The following is a 15,198-nucleotide window of genomic DNA, read 5'->3' as shown; positions in this document are numbered from 1 at the left end:
GCTTGCCGTCCCGCCCACCCCGGGCATCAAATAAGGATCATGACCGATCATCCCACCGCCTTCCCCGATGACGTCGCCGGGCGGATCGCCGAACTGCTCGACGGCGTCGAGCGGCTCGGGGTGGCCTTCTCCGGCGGGGTCGACTCGTCGGTGCTGCTGGCGCTGGCCGTCCGGGTGCTGGGCCCCGGGCGCGTGGTGGCGATCCTCGGGGTCTCACCCAGTCTGGCCGCCGACGAGCGGGCCGGCGCCCACGAGGTGGCCCGGCACATCGGCGTTCCCGTCGTGGAGATCCGCACCAATGAGGGTGAGGTGGCGGCATATCAGGCGAACGGGCCGGACCGCTGCTTCCACTGCAAGCACGAGCTCTTCACCCGCATCGACGACGAGGTGGTGGCGGCGCACGGCCTGGACGCGGTCGCCTACGGCGAGAACGCCGACGACGCCCGCCGCCCCGACCGCCCCGGCAGCCGCGCGGCGGCCGACCACCGCGTGCTGCGCCCCCTCGCCGACCTGGGCCTGGACAAGGCGGCGGTGCGCGGCCTGGCCCGCGCGTTCGGCCTGCCCAGCGCCGACAAGCCGGCCGCGCCCTGCCTGGCCTCCCGCATCCCGCACTTCACCCCGGTGACCAGGGAGAAGCTGGGCCAGATCGAGGCCGCCGAGGCCGCTCTGCGCCGGCTCGGCCTGGGCGACCTGCGGGTACGCCACCACGGCGACGTGGCCCGCGTCGAACTCCCCGCCGCCGACCTGGTCCGCGCCGTCACCACCCTGCGCGAGGACATCCACGCCGCGATCGTCGCCGCGGGGTTCCGCTTCGCCGCCCTCGACCTGGCCACCGGCATCCAGTCCGGCGCCTTCACCCTCCCCCTGGTCACGGCCGCCCATGCCTGATCCCGTCGACATCGAGGAATTCGCCCGGCTGGACGCCGAACGGTATGCCCGGCGGGGATATCCCGAGGCCGTGTACTGCGAAGGCAAGACGCCGGCGCAGGTCGCGGCCATCGCCGCGACCGGTGGGGGAGCGGGCGTCACGTTGTTCACCCGGGCCGGCGACGAGCACGCTTCAGCGGTTCTGCGGGAGCGGCCGGACGCCTTCCACGACCCGGACGCGGGGCTGCTGGCCCATCCGCCGGAGCCACCCGAGCCGTCCGGCGGGCTGGTCGTGGTGGTGGCGGCCGGCACCTCCGACCTGCGGGTCGCCAAGGAGGCGATGCACACCGCGCGGTATCTGGGCCGGGAGACCGAACTGGTCGTCGACGTCGGGGTCGCCGGGCTGCACCGGGTGCTCGCCCACCTGCCGCTCCTGCGCCGGGCCCGGGTCGTCGTGGTCGCCGCGGGCATGGACGGGGCGCTGCCCAGCGTGGTCGCCGGCCTGATCGCGGCGCCGGTCGTGGCCCTGCCGACCTCGGTGGGCTACGGCGCGGCCTTCGGTGGCCTGGCCCCGCTGCTGTCCATGCTCAACGCCTGCGCCCCCGGCGTCGCCGTCGTGAACATCGACAACGGCTACGGGGCGGGTCATCTCGCGGCCCAGATCGCGGCTGCCGCATGAGGCACGCCTGGATCGACGCCTCGGCCGGGGTGGCGGGGGACATGCTGCTCGCGGCCCTGCACGACGCCGGTGCCGGTCTCGACGCCATCCGGGCAGCCGTCGAGGCGGTCGTCCCGGGGTCGGTGGAGATCGGCATGCGGACCGTCTCGCGCGCCGGTCTGCGAGCGGTGAAAGCGGAGGTGCGGCCCCTGGCCGGCAACCCGCCGCACCGGACGTGGCAGGGAATCCGCGACCTGCTCGCGGCCGCCGATCTGCCTCCGGGCGTCCGTGAGCGGGCCCTGGCCGTCTTCGCGCGGCTGGCCGAAGCCGAAGCCACCGTGCACGGCGTGCCCCCCGAGGACGTGCACTTCCACGAGGTCGGCGCCCTCGACTCGATCGCCGACGTGGTCGGGGTGTGCGCCGCCCTGGACGACCTGGGGGCCGGCACAGTGTCGGCGGGTGAGGTCGCGGTCGGCTCCGGCCGGGTGCGGACCGCCCACGGTGAACTACCCGTCCCGCCGCCGGCCGTGGCCGAGCTCTCCCGGGACTGGCGGATCCGCGCGGGCGGCACCGGCGAACTGGCGACACCGACCGGCATGGCCGTCATCCGGGCCCTGGCCGCCCGGTGTGAGGATCTTCCGGCCATGAGTGTGGACGCGACCGGCGTCGGTGCCGGCGGCCGCGACACCCCGGGCCGCCCGAACGTCGTCCGGGTCTTCGTCGGCCGTACGGAAACCGCCGGTCCGGCCGAACCGGCCGTCCTGCTCGAGGCGAACGTGGACGACCTCGACCCGCGGCTGTGGCCGGGCGTCGTCGAGGGGCTGATGGCCGCCGGCGCCTCGGACGCCTGGCTGGTGCCCATCCTGATGAAGAAGGGACGGCCCGCGCACACCCTGAGCGTGCTCTGCGATCCCTCGGCGGCGCCGGCGCTGCGGGCCAGGATCTTCCAGGAGACCACCACATTGGGTGTACGGGAGTCCCCGCGCGCCAAGACCGCCCTGCCCCGTCTCTTCGTCCCGGTCGACGTCGGGGGGGTCTCCGTGCCGATCAAAGTCGGGCACCTCGACGGGGTGATAGTGCAGGTCATGCCCGAGTTCGCCGACGTGGCCGCCCTGGCCGCCCGGCAGGGCCGCCCCGAGCGGGCCGTGCTGTCCGAGGCCTTGGCCGCCGCGGCCGCGAACGAGCTCGTCGTCGGGGCGCCCCTGCCTAGCGCCGCGGCGACTCCAGGCCCCGCACCAGAGCCCCGGTCAGGCGGGCCAGCCGGGCCGTGAAGTCCGAGGCGGCGTGGGCCACCCGCTCGTCCTCGGCGTACAGCCGGGCCAGCGTGGCCGGCGGATGGGAGATCTGCCACAGACTGCCCGCGATGCTCGTGACCGCCGCGACGAGGTCCTGTGCGGCCTCCCGGGACAGGGAGGTGACGCCGCTGATGGCGTCGAGCAGCACCTCCAGGGCGGCCAGGGCGGCGAGCTTGTAGGCGTGGACGGCCTCGGCCGACACCTCCCGCTCGAGACTGAGCGGCACGTGCGCGAGCAGGTCACAGAAGAGCGGCCGTTCGGCCAGCGTCTCCGCCAGCGTTCCGGCCAGGTCCGCCGGTTCCAGGCGGGCCTCGACGGCGTGCGCCCATGCGGTCCACTCCTCGGCGGCCAGGGTCAGGAAGATCTCCTCACGGGAGCCGAAGTACCGGCGTACGCCCGAGACATGGACGCCCGCGGCCTGAGCGATCTCGGTCAGCGTGACGGTTCGGAGCCCCTGGGGCGTGGCGAGCGCCCGGGCGGCGGTGAGCAGGGCGGCGGTGCGCTCCTCTTTCGCCTCGACCGAGCGGGCGCGCTGAAAGGTGTGTGGCATGACACCAAGATAACGCAACATCATTGCGTTAACTTCGGTTGCGGGACGACAACAAAGGAGACAGCGATGAACTGGTTTGTCACCGGTAGTTCCCGCGGCCTCGGGCGCGCGATCGTCGAGGAAGCCCTCGCCGCCGGGCATCACGTCGCGGCCACCGCGCGGAACATCGGCGCGTTCGGCGACCTCGTCGAGACGTACGGGAAACGGCTATTGCCCTTGACCCTCGACGTCACCGACGCGGCGCGGGCGCAAGAGGCGGTCGACGCGGCGATCGAAGCCTTCGGGCACCTCGACGTCGTCGTCAACAACGCGGGCTACGCGAACCTCGTGCCGATCGAGGACATCACGCTGGACGACTTCCGCGCCCAGATGGACTCGGTCTTCTACGGAACTGTGTACGTGACCAAGGCCGCGCTGCCGCACTTCGTCCAGCGGCGCGCCGGGCACTTCATCCAGGTGACCTCGGTCGGCGGGCGGGGTACGGCGCCGGGCGTGGGCGCCTACCAGTCGGGCAAGTGGGCCGTCGAGGGCTTCTCCGGTGTGCTGGCCAAGGAGACCGGGCCGCTGGGGGTGAAGGTCACGCTGGCGGAGCCGGGCGCCATGCGTACGGACTGGTCGGGCTCGTCGATGGAGATCCCGCCCGTCTCGGAGAACTACGCGGCCACCGTGGGCGCGATGGGCGAGTTCCTGCGCGGGCGGGGCGGCCGGGAGCCGATCGACCCGGTCAAGGTGGCACGGGTCCTGCTCGACGTGACCGCCATGGAGGAGCCGCCGCTGCACCTGCCGCTGGGCCGCGACGCCGTCGACCTCGTGCGCCGCGAGATGGCGATCCTCAACGCGGAGGACGCGCGGTGGGCCGAGCTGGGACGATCGGTGGACTTCGACTAGGTACGGTGGGTTTCGTGCTAGACGTCAGCCGGATCTATTACGAGGCCGCCGCGGCCGAGTTGCCGCGCGGCAAAGAGGTCCTGGCGCGGTTTCCGGGCGCCACGCTGGTGGAGGTGGAGACCCACAATCGCATCCCCGAGTTGTATGGGGATGAGTCAAACGTGAATCGGTGGGTACGTATAAAGCAAGAGGCACTCGTCCTCGGGGTGAAGAAGTCGCTGAGCGCCCGTCCCAACGGGCGCTCAGCCGACTTCATCGCGCCGTCGACGGCCAACGGCTGTGCCATGGCCTGCCCCAACTGCTACAAAATTTCGTAGCACTTGGCGCCATCGTAGCCGCATGTCACGATGTTGACCATGATCCCCCGGAAACAACGTCCTACCTCGGGAAACTGGACGGCCCTCTACCTGCGGCTGTCCAAGCGCTCAACGGTGTCAGTGTCGATCGCGGCACAGCACGCGGACGGTCTCGCGTACATCGAGCACCAGGGGTGGACGGAGCCCGTTGTGGTGTACGCGGACGAGTCGTCCGCGTCTGACACGTCCAAGGTCCGGGAGGACTACGAAGCGCTACTAGCCGACGCTGGGGCCGGGCGCGTGGTCCGGATCGTGTGCCGTGATGATGACAGGCTGGTTCGTCAGCCACGCGAGCTTGAGGACTTGATCGACGTTCTTCAGCCGGAAGCCGTTCCCGTGTACTTCACAGCGGGGAGTGATCTGGACTTGACCACCAGCCGGGGGCGAGAGAACGCCCGCATCCGAGGCGCGATTGCCCGTGGCGAGGTTGAGCACAAGTCCGGGCGCCAAAAGGCCACAAACCGTTTCAAGGTAGCTAACGGGATTCCGTTGAAGGGTGTTCGTACCTTTGGGTACGAATTTAGCACGAACGCTAAAGGCGAACAGACTTTTGTGCAGGTGCCGGATGAGGCCAACGCTATCCGGTGGGCAGCTAATCATGTTATGGCCGGCGGTACGCTTGCCAGCGTTGCGCGGGAATGGAACAACCGTGGCTTTGTCACCCCAAAGACGAAGACTCCGTACCGCTTCCCTACCGTCAAGTGGACGCTGACTAACCCGCACATCGCTGGCCGCTTAGCGTACAATCCCAGCACTATTCTTGTGAAGAAAAAGAGCAACGATAAAGACAAGCCCAACTATCAGGCGCGCTACAAGAATGAGCTAACGATGGGCAACTGGGAGCCCATCATTCCTTTCGAGGATTGGCAAGACCTGGTCAATGTCCTCACGAGGACACGGAACAAGGCGGGTAATCACGTTCGCTATCTCGGGCCTGGGATCATCGAGTGCGGCATCTGTGGGGACACGCTCAAGACGGGCGTAGCGAACGCTGGCAGGAACCGGCCGGCAGACCGGCGGCGAACGTACAAGTGCCTCAATCGGCATATCTCACTGAACGCCGCGCCGATCGATGAATACCTAACGGATCTGCTTGTCAGCCTGCTCACCTCTGAGGATTTCGCGGACGCTATCGGGCCGCTAAAGACGATCGACCGTGAGGCGCTTGACAAGGAGCGCAAGAACTTGGATGAAGAGCTCATTCAATTGACGGACTCGTACAACCGCCGCAAGATTCGGCTGTTTCAGCTAGAGTCCGGAACCGAGAATATCGAAAAGCGGATTGCTGAAATTGAGCAGATGCTAGCCGAGTCGGTCGAGGAAACCGAGCGCGCAGCTCGGCTTCAACCGGCTAGCCGGGAGCAATTCGACGACGCGTCGATCGAACAGAAGCGGCTGTTCCTTCGGGATCTGCTACCGAAAGTCGTTGTGTTCCCCGCGGGCTCGAACCCAGCTCCAGCGACCCCCATCTATATTCATGCGTACGATCGTCGGGGCCGACTTAGGCCACTGCCCATTGATGATGAAGCGTACGAAGTCACGGCGAAACAATTTGAACACGCGGCGAAGTACGGGCGCTCGATACTGATGGCGGACGCTCCCGCCGCCACGTAATCCGAAGCGGATATCAGAACCTCCGTGGGTCAACCCGCGGGGGTTTCTTTGTATCGACATGCGTGATCCTTATCGGCGTGTGCCCTACGTTTGCTTGGTGAACCTGAGGCGGACCCCGGCATAGGGTCCGGTGTCTGCCAATCCCAACCCACCTCGGAGGTGCCCCCTGTTTGTTCCTGTCAACGTTCCTACCTGTGACCACGGGGCGCCCATGGTTCTCGATTCCGAGGGGCGCATCTGGGTTTGCACTGAGGTTGGCTGGTGTGAGCCGATCAGAGCAGAAGAAGCCCTCAGCGCCTCTGAGAGCGTCCAAGATCATCAACCCTATGCCGGGTACCCATCGGGCCGTTCTGACGCGCCTACGGCGACCCTAGGTGCCTCAAATGATCTTCCCGTGCAACACGGGGGGAAGCGAACACCGGATGTGCCCGCGGCCGGCGGGGTGAACGTCCGGGGTTGGCAGTACGCCATCAGGAACGCGCCCGCCGTCAAGCGGGAGCGCCAATCCCTCAGCACCCGGCTAGCCGTGGCGTTCGTGCTGAGCACGTACGGGGATCGGTACGGCCGCAACATCCGGCCGTCCTACCCGACGCTGGCTGACAGGCTCGGGTTCAGCCCTCGGGGTGGAGACAAGAAGGTAGGCGCCTACGTCCGCGCCCTGGTCGAGGACGGGTGGCTAACCGAGGAACACCACACCATCGGGCGTGGTGACACCAACGTGTTTCGCCTCAGCTTCCCTGAAGGGTTCCCTCAGGGGACCACAAGTAATACCAATCCCTAAAGGGATTGGTTATTAGAACTAAACTATCTAGGGTTCCTTCAGGGGAACCCATGTGGGTTACCTAGTTCAGGATCACCACCGAGAGGTGATCCGATGGGTGTGCCAGCTAGAACGCTGGCAACCATGGTTGTGTCTGCCTGTTGGCAACACCAGGGGATCTAAGCGCCTACCCCTCGGCGCAACCCTCAACCACCATGGGTGCGAGCCTGCGTAGGCTCCCCGCCTGGGCTGCTCTCGCTTGCTGCTCGTGCGGCTTCCTCCCGGGCTCGCCGCCGTTGAATGCGCTCGTACATTTGCAGAGTCGTTATGACGCAGCCGCCTTTGTCCCAATTGCCACCGCTGGGGTACTCCCCGGGCTTCAAACGCTTGAGTTCCATCGGGTCATCCTAGGTGGCCGGGCGGCGGGTCTAAGACTTTGGTCGATCCCCGGAAGGACCCATCGCCCTTGCGTCGCGTAAGTCTGAGGGGTGCGCCCCGAACTTGTGGGTTAGGAAACCGCGCCGCAAGAGCGCAGAAACCTGTGACCTGCAACTCATTCAATTTGGAATGGTTAAGGTTGCCGCGTTTTTAACCGGAAATACATAGTGGGAACCTACGGCGGTCCGTGGGTGACCTCGGTCTCATTTACGAGGTTCTACTTCCGATTCCACTGTTTGGAAGTGGATGTATTAAGTGAGGCGGTAAGCGCGTCAAAAAGTGTTGCGCAGGTCACCGGAGTTTCCGACTACGAAACCGCCGTTTGTAGCCGGATGAACTTAGTGAGGGTGTTCCCCTCGGTAACCTTGAGGGGAAGACATGATTCGCCACTGTTGGGTTTGCGCCGCCGAGGTCGCGCGTAACGGCGCCACAGGTAGGCATCCGCGCTATTGCGGTCCGGAATGCCGCCGTAAGGCCAAGAACGTTCGTGAAGCCACCGAACGTCAAGCTCACTGGGATGCGGTCTATAACCGCGGCCGGCAAGAGTTCCGCGCCGCTTACTTTCCCGCTGAGGGCGCCGCCTAGAGCGGCCGCAAAGACTTCTGTTAGTTAGCCGCAGAGGGCACACAGCCGCGCTTCCTGGTTGCGCGGGGGATCAAAACCAGGCACTCCCCGGGGGTTCGAACTGGTTACCCGAACCCGCCGGGGTTCTAACTTTCTGCCGTATACCAGATAGGCATCCAATGAAGCACACGGCCGTGACAGCGATGTTCGAGATCCCTACACCTGATCTCATCCGGATCATGCGTGAGTTCTCTGTGCGAGCCTCTGAGGCTGTCGAGAACAACGATCCGTGCCTAGCTCTCTATGGCGTCATCGGTTCGGCAGCACATGACGAACTCTTGCTACGCGAAGAGACCGGGATTTCCGTCGATGAGAACGGTCGACCGTTCCTCACGGTTTGAGTCAGCCATAACTGACTAGCACCACTCCTTAGGGCCTCACCGATCCGGTGGGGCCTTTTTTCATGCCCTTTTCAAGTCGGCCGCTACCGACTGTTGGGCGTCACCCCGTATTGGAGCAACACCCGTAATGGATTTCATGGCTCTTGCCGACACTGCCCTTAATCAGCGTGCCGCGCTTTTCGAGCAGCGTAAGAACGTCGCTAACGACGGTTCTCTATCGAACGCTGACAAGCGTTCCCGGATTGAGTCGATCGATCGGCAGATGGATGACCTTGAGGCTGAGGCTCGGGGTCACGTGAAGGCGGCCGAGTCCGAGCTTCGGATTAAGGAACTGAACGCTGAGGCCGCACGGATGGTGGCCGGCACGAACCGCAACAGCCGCAACTCTATGGAGTGGCGGAGCATCGTCCCCACCGAGAACGAGTGGCGCGCCCTGGTCGCTGAGGGCTCGCCCGCGGCCGGCGGCTACGCCGTCCCCACCAAGGTTGCCTCTGAGTGGATCGACAAGCTGCGCAACCAGTCTGTATTTATGCAGGCGCCGGGTCTGCGTGTGATCCCGTTCGATGGCGCTAAGTTCGTCATTCCTCAGCTCACCGCCTCGACCGATCCCGCGGTGGTCGGTGAGGGGAACGCGATTCCCGAGGGTTCGCTTACGTTCGCTGGCCCGTCGCTTACCCCGGTGAAGTACGCGGCTCTCTACCGCGCTAGCTCCGAGGTGATCGAGGATGCCAGCGTTGATGTTGAGGCGCTGGTCGGTGACACCCTGGTTCGGGACATCGGTCAGGTGGTCGATAAGGATGCGTTCTCCGGTGCTGGCAGCGCGACCGCGCTACTGGGACTGACGGCCGCGGGTAACTCGGCGGTCACCACTCTTTCGACCGGCAAGACCACCGTCACGTGGGCTGATGTGATCGCTGCCTACGGCCGGATTGCCGCTACTGGCAGCACTCCCACCGTGATTTGGGCTTCCGTCGACATGTGGACAGCGCTTGTGTCCGAGCGCGAGAACGGCGCTACGGGCGCTTTCCTGGCGCAGTCGGTTACGGCCGATCCTGCGCGTGCGGCCATGGGTCTCCCGCTGCTGGTGTCGAACAACGTTCCGGCGCGCACGGTGATCGTCGCGGACGCTTCCCGGATTTTCTGCGGCATCCGTCGTGACATCCGACTTGCTAAGTCGGATCAGTGGAAGTTCGACAGCGACACCATCGGCTACCGCGCTACCTACCGGATCGCGGGTTCTTTCGCTGCTGAGGCTACCTCGGTTCAGCGGATTGTCGCAGCGGCTAGCTAATTAGGAAAATGCGGTTCCGGTCTAGGGATTCTAGCCTCTCCCTAGGCCGGTTCCGTGATCCGTGAAAGCGTCATCAGAGGGCTTTCTTCCTTTCGCCTTTGGTGGCGTTCTTTCGGTTCACGGGTGGGTGTTCCGGGGTTGAGAGAGCGGTAGCGGCAGGGGTTTAGGGGTTCGGGACTTCGGTCCCGGCCCCTTTCTCTTTTTGCCTACTCAGTTGTACGAAATTACTAACGTTTTGGAGTTTCCGTGAATCGTCCTATCCATGAGCGCATCCTAGAGCGCTGCGCGATTTTCCATCCCCTCGATGGGGGTTGCGTCTATTGGACCGGCGCCGCCACAAAGAACGGGTATGGTGTCATCCGTCATCAGGGCAAGGCCGAGTATGTCCATCGTTTGATGGCCGCCTACTACGGGATGAACGTCGAAGGCAAGACGGTTGACCATCTTTGCCATGAGCGCCGATGCGTCCGAATGGAACATCTCAGCGTCTGCTCACGGGAAGAGAATAGTTGGCGGGAGAACTCGAAGATGTGGCGTGCGTTCTTCCGCTACATCCTCACTGAGGAAAGCCGACGTGAGGCGGAACAGCGGGCGGCCGGCGCCGGGGTGGCGGCATGAGCATCGAGAAAGCTAGGCACGCGGCACAGATGGCTATGTCTGGCGCCTTCCAGCATGAGCACACCGCGGGATACCTGAAGCGGCTAGCGGTCGGGCAGCAAGGCCGGACACCCGCTGAGGTCGAGCGGGATTGGATTCCCGATGCCTGCGAGTGTCACGGCTGGTTTCCTCAGTTCCGTTGCCATCAAGTTCAGGTCGAGCGTGCCGACCGTGCGTACCGCCCTCGCCGCCTTCTGCGACACTAATTGGTCACGAGGCTGAGTGATCCCTAAGGCGCATCGGATTGGTGATACCCAACTCTGAGCGCACGTCGGTTTGGATGTAATCCAACTGTCGTTGGAGATCTTCAATATCCTGCGATATTCGCCTACCAGCCTCACTGTTGGATATCGGGTTTGCGTCCATGTCTACAAGCGAGTTTACGGACGCTGCGCATTCGCCCGCAAGAATTAAGACCTTAGACATCAGGGCCGGAGGCGCCCATAGCGCAATATTGCGATGAATAATGTCAAGGGTCTTAAATTCCTCCAGGATCGATTTCATATCTTCAACCGAAGGCTCGTAACGCTCGTTTGGGTCAAGTCGGTGTGGCAACAGTTCCTCGGTTAGCCGAATAAAATTTGTAAAACTGGTAAGCAAAGCTGAATATGCGTCGAGTCGTTCGCGGTGCCATCGGGCCGCGTCTTCACGTTCCCATTGCTCCTGTCGCTCCGCGCGCTCACGCTCCCACCGATCCTTTTCTCGCCTCTCCTCAAGTTCCCATCGGTCACGCTCGCGGCTGCGCGCGGTCAAGTGGTTGATGACCGCTACCACAATGCTTGCCACGGCGGCCAAAACGGCGACTACTAGAGCGAGATTGGCATTATTGGTGGCTTGCTCGGTGGCCGGCGCCAGCGAGGGGGAAGGGCTTAGAACGGGAGTCGGGCTAAGAATGGGGGTCGGGCTAGGCGCGGGTGCAAACCAAAGCATGCTGACAGGGTGAGCGAATCGGTCAAGGTCATCAAGCCGTGGCGGACATTACTGCCACAAATTGTGATCTTGTGTCAGACTTTGCCCCATGCGGTTGCGCATCGCGCCCTCAACCGAGTAGGGGAGGGTGGCGTTAGCGAAGATCCGCTAGGCAGGTGTACTGCCGCCCCGCGGTCTAAGGCGCCCTGTTCGCCGCGCCCGATGCCGCTGGGATGCAGACTTAGGGACATCCGTCCTTTAGCTGCTCTGTCAGGGAAGGGTGAGTTATGGACACTAACCAAACAAATTCGAGGCGCACAGAAAGGTCGGCTTCGTCTTGAAGCTCGGCCGCTAGCGAGATCAGAACGTGCGAGAGCCCGACTCGTGGATTTGGGCTCTCCTGGCGATCATTGTCCTCCTCGTCGGACTGGCTTGGATACTCAAGGCGAACACCAGTAGCCGACCGGTAGACTTCATGATCCGCTTGAGCGCCGATCTGACCACGCATTTCAAACTGACAGCAGACATCCAGTACCGGGTGCCTCGTGACGGCGAGTCGGTTGATCCGTCCGTCATCGAGGGGCAAGCAACGCCACCACCTCTAGACCTGCCTGACGGCCAGGTTTCGCAGCTTCAGCCTGCGGAAGGTGGTGATGGTCCCTAGGGCTTGGGAGGCGGCACTCACACGAGTGCCGCCCTCTTCCTTTGTGGGTCGATCCGCAGCACTTAGGCCCAATCCGGGGCTTCCCCGTCGGGCCACTCCCAGATGAGGTTGAAGCGGCTGGCAGCGTCCGCGGGAAGGTCGAACGTCCCCACGAGCGCGTCTCGAACCATGTAGTCGAGTCCGGCAGGCGTCTCGGCGAAAGTCGCCACCGGCACGTCCTGAACCTCTGCGGTCAGGTACTTACCCTCACGTTCGACCTTGACCCGGTACGTGTGATCTTCGGTCACTCATCGTTCCTTCCTGCCACGGCCAACAGCCGGGATTCTTCGATCTTGATGATCCGGTACGCCTCACCGTCATCTGCGGCGCCGTCATAGTCGGCCACGTCGACCAGGCCGCACCCGAGCAGTGTCAGCAACCGGCCGACAGAATCGGGCAACTCGTCGCCGTAGTCGACGTGCCCTGAGAGGAAGTCGAACGCGTCATCCTCGGTGGCGCCGATGGCTTCCGCTAGCCCGGGGAGGTCGAGCCCTAGCCGGATCATCCGGCGCTCGATGAACCGGCTGTCCCGGTGGAACCTGAACGTGCAAACCCCGTTCATGCCGCAACACCCGCCATCACGGCCCGGATGCGACGTTCGCTGAGGTCGAGGCGCTTAGCCACCTCAGCGCGGGTGATGCCGGGGAAGCTGTCCTCAAGTTCCGCTATGAGACGGCGGGTCTCGGCGGCCGGGCGACGTTTCACGGTACGCGTCGGGCGGTCGATGTTGATCACGTTCCGGGGTTCGTTGACCGGAACATCGGCGGGTTCCGGCTGGTCGGCCGGTTGTTCCGCCACAGGTGCCGACTTCGATGCCGGGATGGTCGTGACCCCGGTTACCTGGTCGGCCGGCGCACCGGACCGCGACAGAACCTCAATCGCCAGCAGGAGCGCTACGGCCGGAACAGCGGCCACGATCCGCGCCCCCGCGGACGGCTGAGCGGACGCGATGTTCGCCCCGAGGGAAGCGACCACACCGAACACGAACGCGACCCGTGCCGACCAGCGGATGCGCCGCCCGGCCCGTTTGTCCTCGATCATCGCCATCGTGGCGACGATGAGCAGACCGTCGATAGCGAACGGCAGCGAGTAGGCGACCGCAGCAACCTCGCCGTAGTGGAGGCTCACGGCGGCGATGTGCCGGAACGATGAGGCGCCCGCGACCAGGGCGACCACGACGGCGGAACCGCGGGCAGCGACCTTGACCCAATCGATGTCCCTCATGCCACACCACCGATGGCTTCCGAACGGCACGGCGCACAGTGCGCGGCGAGCTGCCCGACGTGCCGGGAGCAACGGTCAGCACCGACAGCCGGGGGAAGAGCGGCGCCGCGACGCTGGAACGGCTGTGTACCCGATGCGGGGTTGTTGCTTTTGACTCCGGACGGGAGGAAGCGACGCCAGTCGCGGCGCGGAGCGCCCTTAGATCCTTCTGAGAACTTCGGAACTTCGGGTGTCACTGGGGCTGACGCAACGGCGCTCGATTTTGACGCTGCCTCGTTGCCGCTTGTCATAGTCGGTTGAGGCGCCGAAGTAAGCACCCGGTAGACGTTCGAGGCGATTCCAGCGACACGACGGACGGCCAGGCGGCCAAGGTTGACCAGCCGGGCCACGGCCCGCTGAACGGTGCGGAGCGAACACCCCACGATGTCAGCGATCGTCTGCGCGCTGGGGTACGCGTCCCCGTCGCGGTTGCTGTGAGTGGCGATCACGACCAACACCATCCGCTCGTTGGCGGACAGGTCGCGGGTGTCGCGGATGAGTTCACGGACGGCCGCTAGCGGGTGCTGGGGCGTCGCTTCGGTACTGTGGCTCACGGCGGGACTCCGATTCCCGTCATGACCTCGGTTGGGATTCACGGTCCCTTCCGAGGTCGCTCTATTTGGGCGTCAGTGTCCGAAACTTTGTCGCAGATGGCGTGCGCCTACTGTTACGTGCCGCGGCACAAGGGCTACTCCAACCCGATCACAGTCTTCGCCAACATCGACAAGATTCTCGGGTACGTGCAGCGGCACGCGGCCCGGCAGGGCGTGAAGCCGGCCGGCAACGAGTGTGACCCGCTCGCCTGGGTGTACGACATCGGCGAGAACTCCGACTGCAGCGTGGACGCTCTCCTGAGCGACAACGTCCGCGACCTGGTCGAGCTGTTCCGGTGGATCCCCACCGCGAAGGCGTCGTTCGCCACCAAGTACGTCAACCGGGATCTGCTCGACTGGGATCCGCAAGGGCGTACCCGGGTCCGCTTCTCGCTGATGCCGCAGGCCGACGCGAAGCTGCTCGACATCCGCACCTCGCCGATCGCCGAGCGGATCGCCGCCATCGACGACTTCGTGGCCGCCGGCTACGAGGTTCACGTGAACTTCAGCCCGGTCGTGGTGCGTGACGGCTGGCTCGAGGCCTGGGCCGAGCTGTTCGGCCAGCTCGACGCGGGGATCGGCGCCGCCGCCAAGCAGCAGCTCGCCTGCGAGGTCATCTTCCTGACCCACAACCGCGACCTGCACGAAGTCAACCTGGGCTGGCATCCCAAGGCGGAGGAACTGCTCTGGCGCCCGGAGCTGCAACAGCCGAAGCGGTCGCAGAACGGCAGCTGGAACGTGCGCTACCGCACCGGCAGCAAGGGCGCCTACGTGCAGGCCTTGACCGGCCTGATCGCCGAGCGGATCCCCTACTGCCGCGTGCGGTACGCCTTCTGACTACTTCGTGGCCCGCCCGGTCAGCTTGTCGCGCAGCCGGTCGACCAGGCCGACGCCGGGGCCGACGAGCTTGTGGAAGAGCTCGGCGTTCGGCGCGCTCGGGTGCGGCCGGGTCGGCGCCAGCTTCTTGGCCGTCTCCACCTTGCCGGCCAGCTCGACCAGCTCGTCGGCCGGCACGACCCGGCGCAGCTCGGGGAACTGCTCGCTCTCCTCGTCCTGCACGTGGTCGCGCAGCACCTCCTCGAGCTTGCGCAGCGCCTCGTCGAACTCGGGGCTGGAGACGTCGACGTCCTCGAGACGCTTCATCGTCTCCTCGAGCTCCTTGTGCTCCTCGACGTCGTGCTCGACGGACTTCTCGCCGTCCGGCAGGTACTTCTTCATCGCCGGGTAGACGTACATCTCCTCGGCGACGGCGTGGCGGACCAGCTCGCTGATCGCGGTGTCGGTCAGATCGCGGCGCATCATCGGGTCACGGATCGTCCAGATCTCCCCGATCAGGGCCGTGACGTCCCGGTGGTCGCTGGTCAGAACGTCGATGACGTCCTTGGTCATGA

The 15,198-nt window shown here is 65.1% G+C and carries 18 protein-coding genes; 11 read left to right on the top strand and 7 right to left on the bottom strand.

The window, feature by feature from the left end; all coding sequences use genetic code 11:
• Positions 1-39: 39 nt before the first annotated feature.
• The 3 genes from ACGFJ7_RS44830 to larC are packed head-to-tail and all read left to right on the top strand — an operon-like array spanning position 40 to position 2,796.
• Entirely contained in the window at positions 40-888 is an 849-nt protein-coding gene (locus tag ACGFJ7_RS44830; RefSeq protein ID WP_360257732.1) for an ATP-dependent sacrificial sulfur transferase LarE, read from the top strand.
• Positions 881-1,546: a nickel pincer cofactor biosynthesis protein LarB gene (gene larB / locus ACGFJ7_RS44825; protein WP_392648393.1), complete on the top strand. Its 666-nt coding sequence runs from the start codon at positions 881-883 to the stop codon at positions 1,544-1,546. The genes ACGFJ7_RS44830 and larB overlap by 8 nt, the downstream gene beginning before the upstream one ends.
• On the top strand, positions 1,543-2,796 hold the full coding sequence (gene larC / locus ACGFJ7_RS44820; RefSeq protein ID WP_392648390.1) for a nickel pincer cofactor biosynthesis protein LarC: 1,254 nt from the start codon (positions 1,543-1,545) through the stop codon (positions 2,794-2,796). The genes larB and larC overlap by 4 nt, the downstream gene beginning before the upstream one ends.
• Here larC and ACGFJ7_RS44815 read toward each other — a convergent pair.
• Positions 2,732-3,370 carry a TetR family transcriptional regulator gene (locus ACGFJ7_RS44815; protein WP_392648388.1) on the bottom strand — a complete coding sequence of 213 codons (639 nt, stop codon included), beginning with the start codon at positions 3,368-3,370 and terminating at the stop codon, positions 2,732-2,734. The genes larC and ACGFJ7_RS44815 overlap by 65 nt on opposite strands.
• 66 nt (positions 3,371-3,436) lie before the next feature.
• On the opposite strand from ACGFJ7_RS44815, the gene ACGFJ7_RS44810 reads away from it, so the two are divergent.
• The 6 genes from ACGFJ7_RS44810 to ACGFJ7_RS44785 all read left to right on the top strand — a co-directional run bounded on the left by ACGFJ7_RS44810 (position 3,437) and on the right by ACGFJ7_RS44785 (position 10,300).
• Positions 3,437-4,258: an SDR family NAD(P)-dependent oxidoreductase gene (locus tag ACGFJ7_RS44810; RefSeq protein WP_360257740.1), complete on the top strand. Its 822-nt coding sequence runs from the start codon at positions 3,437-3,439 to the stop codon at positions 4,256-4,258.
• 14 nt (positions 4,259-4,272) lie between these two features.
• Complete coding sequence (locus tag ACGFJ7_RS44805; RefSeq protein WP_392648386.1) at positions 4,273-4,575, top strand: spore photoproduct lyase family protein; 303 nt, start codon at positions 4,273-4,275, stop codon at positions 4,573-4,575.
• Between the two features lie 30 nt (positions 4,576-4,605).
• Positions 4,606-6,228, top strand: coding sequence for a recombinase family protein (locus ACGFJ7_RS44800; RefSeq protein ID WP_392648384.1), 1,623 nt, complete (start codon positions 4,606-4,608; stop codon positions 6,226-6,228).
• Between the two features lie 1,956 nt (positions 6,229-8,184).
• Positions 8,185-8,391: a hypothetical protein gene (locus tag ACGFJ7_RS44795; RefSeq protein WP_392648382.1), complete on the top strand. Its 207-nt coding sequence runs from the start codon at positions 8,185-8,187 to the stop codon at positions 8,389-8,391.
• 136 nt (positions 8,392-8,527) lie between these two features.
• Positions 8,528-9,682, top strand: coding sequence for a phage major capsid protein (locus ACGFJ7_RS44790; protein ID WP_392648379.1), 1,155 nt, complete (start codon positions 8,528-8,530; stop codon positions 9,680-9,682).
• Positions 9,683-9,928: 246 nt separating this feature from the next.
• A complete protein-coding gene (locus tag ACGFJ7_RS44785) occupies positions 9,929-10,300 on the top strand; it encodes an HNH endonuclease (protein WP_392648377.1) in 372 nt (123 codons plus the stop codon).
• Between the two features lie 249 nt (positions 10,301-10,549).
• On the opposite strand, the gene ACGFJ7_RS44780 is transcribed toward ACGFJ7_RS44785, so the two are convergent.
• Positions 10,550-11,269, bottom strand: a complete 720-nt coding sequence (locus ACGFJ7_RS44780; protein WP_392648374.1) for a hypothetical protein — start codon at positions 11,267-11,269, stop codon at positions 10,550-10,552.
• A 346-nt stretch (positions 11,270-11,615) separates the two neighbouring features.
• On the opposite strand from ACGFJ7_RS44780, the gene ACGFJ7_RS44775 reads away from it, so the two are divergent.
• Positions 11,616-11,912 (top strand): hypothetical protein, encoded by a 297-nt coding sequence (locus ACGFJ7_RS44775; protein ID WP_392648372.1) that lies wholly within the window; start codon positions 11,616-11,618, stop codon positions 11,910-11,912.
• Positions 11,913-11,974: 62 nt separating this feature from the next.
• Here the strand turns inward: ACGFJ7_RS44775 and ACGFJ7_RS44770 are convergent, their stop codons facing one another.
• From ACGFJ7_RS44770 to ACGFJ7_RS44755, 4 genes are read right to left on the bottom strand one after another with little or no spacing between them, the layout of a single operon-like run.
• A complete protein-coding gene (locus tag ACGFJ7_RS44770; RefSeq protein ID WP_392648370.1) occupies positions 11,975-12,199 on the bottom strand; it encodes a hypothetical protein in 225 nt (74 codons plus the stop codon).
• Entirely contained in the window at positions 12,196-12,456 is a 261-nt protein-coding gene (locus ACGFJ7_RS44765) for a hypothetical protein (protein ID WP_392648368.1), read from the bottom strand. Before ACGFJ7_RS44765 ends, ACGFJ7_RS44770 begins: the two co-directional genes overlap by 4 nt.
• 53 nt (positions 12,457-12,509) lie before the next feature.
• The gene (locus ACGFJ7_RS44760; protein WP_392648365.1) at positions 12,510-13,175 is read right to left on the bottom strand and encodes a DUF2637 domain-containing protein; all 666 of its coding nucleotides are present in this window, start codon (positions 13,173-13,175) and stop codon (positions 12,510-12,512) included.
• Complete coding sequence (locus tag ACGFJ7_RS44755) at positions 13,172-13,768, bottom strand: helix-turn-helix domain-containing protein (RefSeq protein WP_392648362.1); 597 nt, start codon at positions 13,766-13,768, stop codon at positions 13,172-13,174. Before ACGFJ7_RS44755 ends, ACGFJ7_RS44760 begins: the two co-directional genes overlap by 4 nt.
• A 75-nt stretch (positions 13,769-13,843) precedes the next feature.
• On the opposite strand from ACGFJ7_RS44755, the gene ACGFJ7_RS44750 reads away from it, so the two are divergent.
• Positions 13,844-14,644 carry a spore photoproduct lyase family protein gene (locus ACGFJ7_RS44750; protein WP_392648360.1) on the top strand — a complete coding sequence of 267 codons (801 nt, stop codon included), beginning with the start codon at positions 13,844-13,846 and terminating at the stop codon, positions 14,642-14,644.
• On the opposite strand, the gene ACGFJ7_RS44745 is transcribed toward ACGFJ7_RS44750, so the two are convergent.
• Complete coding sequence (locus ACGFJ7_RS44745) at positions 14,645-15,196, bottom strand: hemerythrin domain-containing protein (RefSeq protein ID WP_360257745.1); 552 nt, start codon at positions 15,194-15,196, stop codon at positions 14,645-14,647.
• Positions 15,197-15,198 lie beyond the last annotated feature (2 nt).

The sequence above is a fragment of the Actinoplanes sp. NPDC048988 genome, from assembly GCF_043197815.1.
In the GTDB taxonomy this organism is placed as follows: domain Bacteria; phylum Actinomycetota; class Actinomycetes; order Mycobacteriales; family Micromonosporaceae; genus Actinoplanes.
The sequence above is the reverse complement of the archived record's forward strand: the minus strand, read 5'-3'. Positions and strand labels throughout refer to the sequence as shown.

Excerpts from the sequence above, each read along its gene's own strand:
- ACGFJ7_RS44830 (WP_360257732.1), top strand. The coding sequence starts at position 40 with ATGACCGATCATCCCACCGCCTTCCCCGATGACGTCGCCGGGCGGATC.
- larB (WP_392648393.1), top strand. The coding sequence starts at position 881 with ATGCCTGATCCCGTCGACATCGAGGAATTCGCCCGGCTGGACGCCGAA.
- larC (WP_392648390.1), top strand. The coding sequence starts at position 1,543 with ATGAGGCACGCCTGGATCGACGCCTCGGCCGGGGTGGCGGGGGACATG.
- ACGFJ7_RS44815 (WP_392648388.1), bottom strand. The coding sequence starts at position 3,370 with ATGCCACACACCTTTCAGCGCGCCCGCTCGGTCGAGGCGAAAGAGGAG.
- ACGFJ7_RS44810 (WP_360257740.1), top strand. The coding sequence starts at position 3,437 with ATGAACTGGTTTGTCACCGGTAGTTCCCGCGGCCTCGGGCGCGCGATC.
- ACGFJ7_RS44800 (WP_392648384.1), top strand. The coding sequence starts at position 4,606 with ATGTTGACCATGATCCCCCGGAAACAACGTCCTACCTCGGGAAACTGG.
- ACGFJ7_RS44790 (WP_392648379.1), top strand. The coding sequence starts at position 8,528 with ATGGCTCTTGCCGACACTGCCCTTAATCAGCGTGCCGCGCTTTTCGAG.
- ACGFJ7_RS44780 (WP_392648374.1), bottom strand. The coding sequence starts at position 11,269 with ATGCTTTGGTTTGCACCCGCGCCTAGCCCGACCCCCATTCTTAGCCCG.
- ACGFJ7_RS44765 (WP_392648368.1), bottom strand. The coding sequence starts at position 12,456 with ATGATCCGGCTAGGGCTCGACCTCCCCGGGCTAGCGGAAGCCATCGGC.
- ACGFJ7_RS44760 (WP_392648365.1), bottom strand. The coding sequence starts at position 13,175 with ATGAGGGACATCGATTGGGTCAAGGTCGCTGCCCGCGGTTCCGCCGTC.
- ACGFJ7_RS44745 (WP_360257745.1), bottom strand. The coding sequence starts at position 15,196 with ATGACCAAGGACGTCATCGACGTTCTGACCAGCGACCACCGGGACGTC.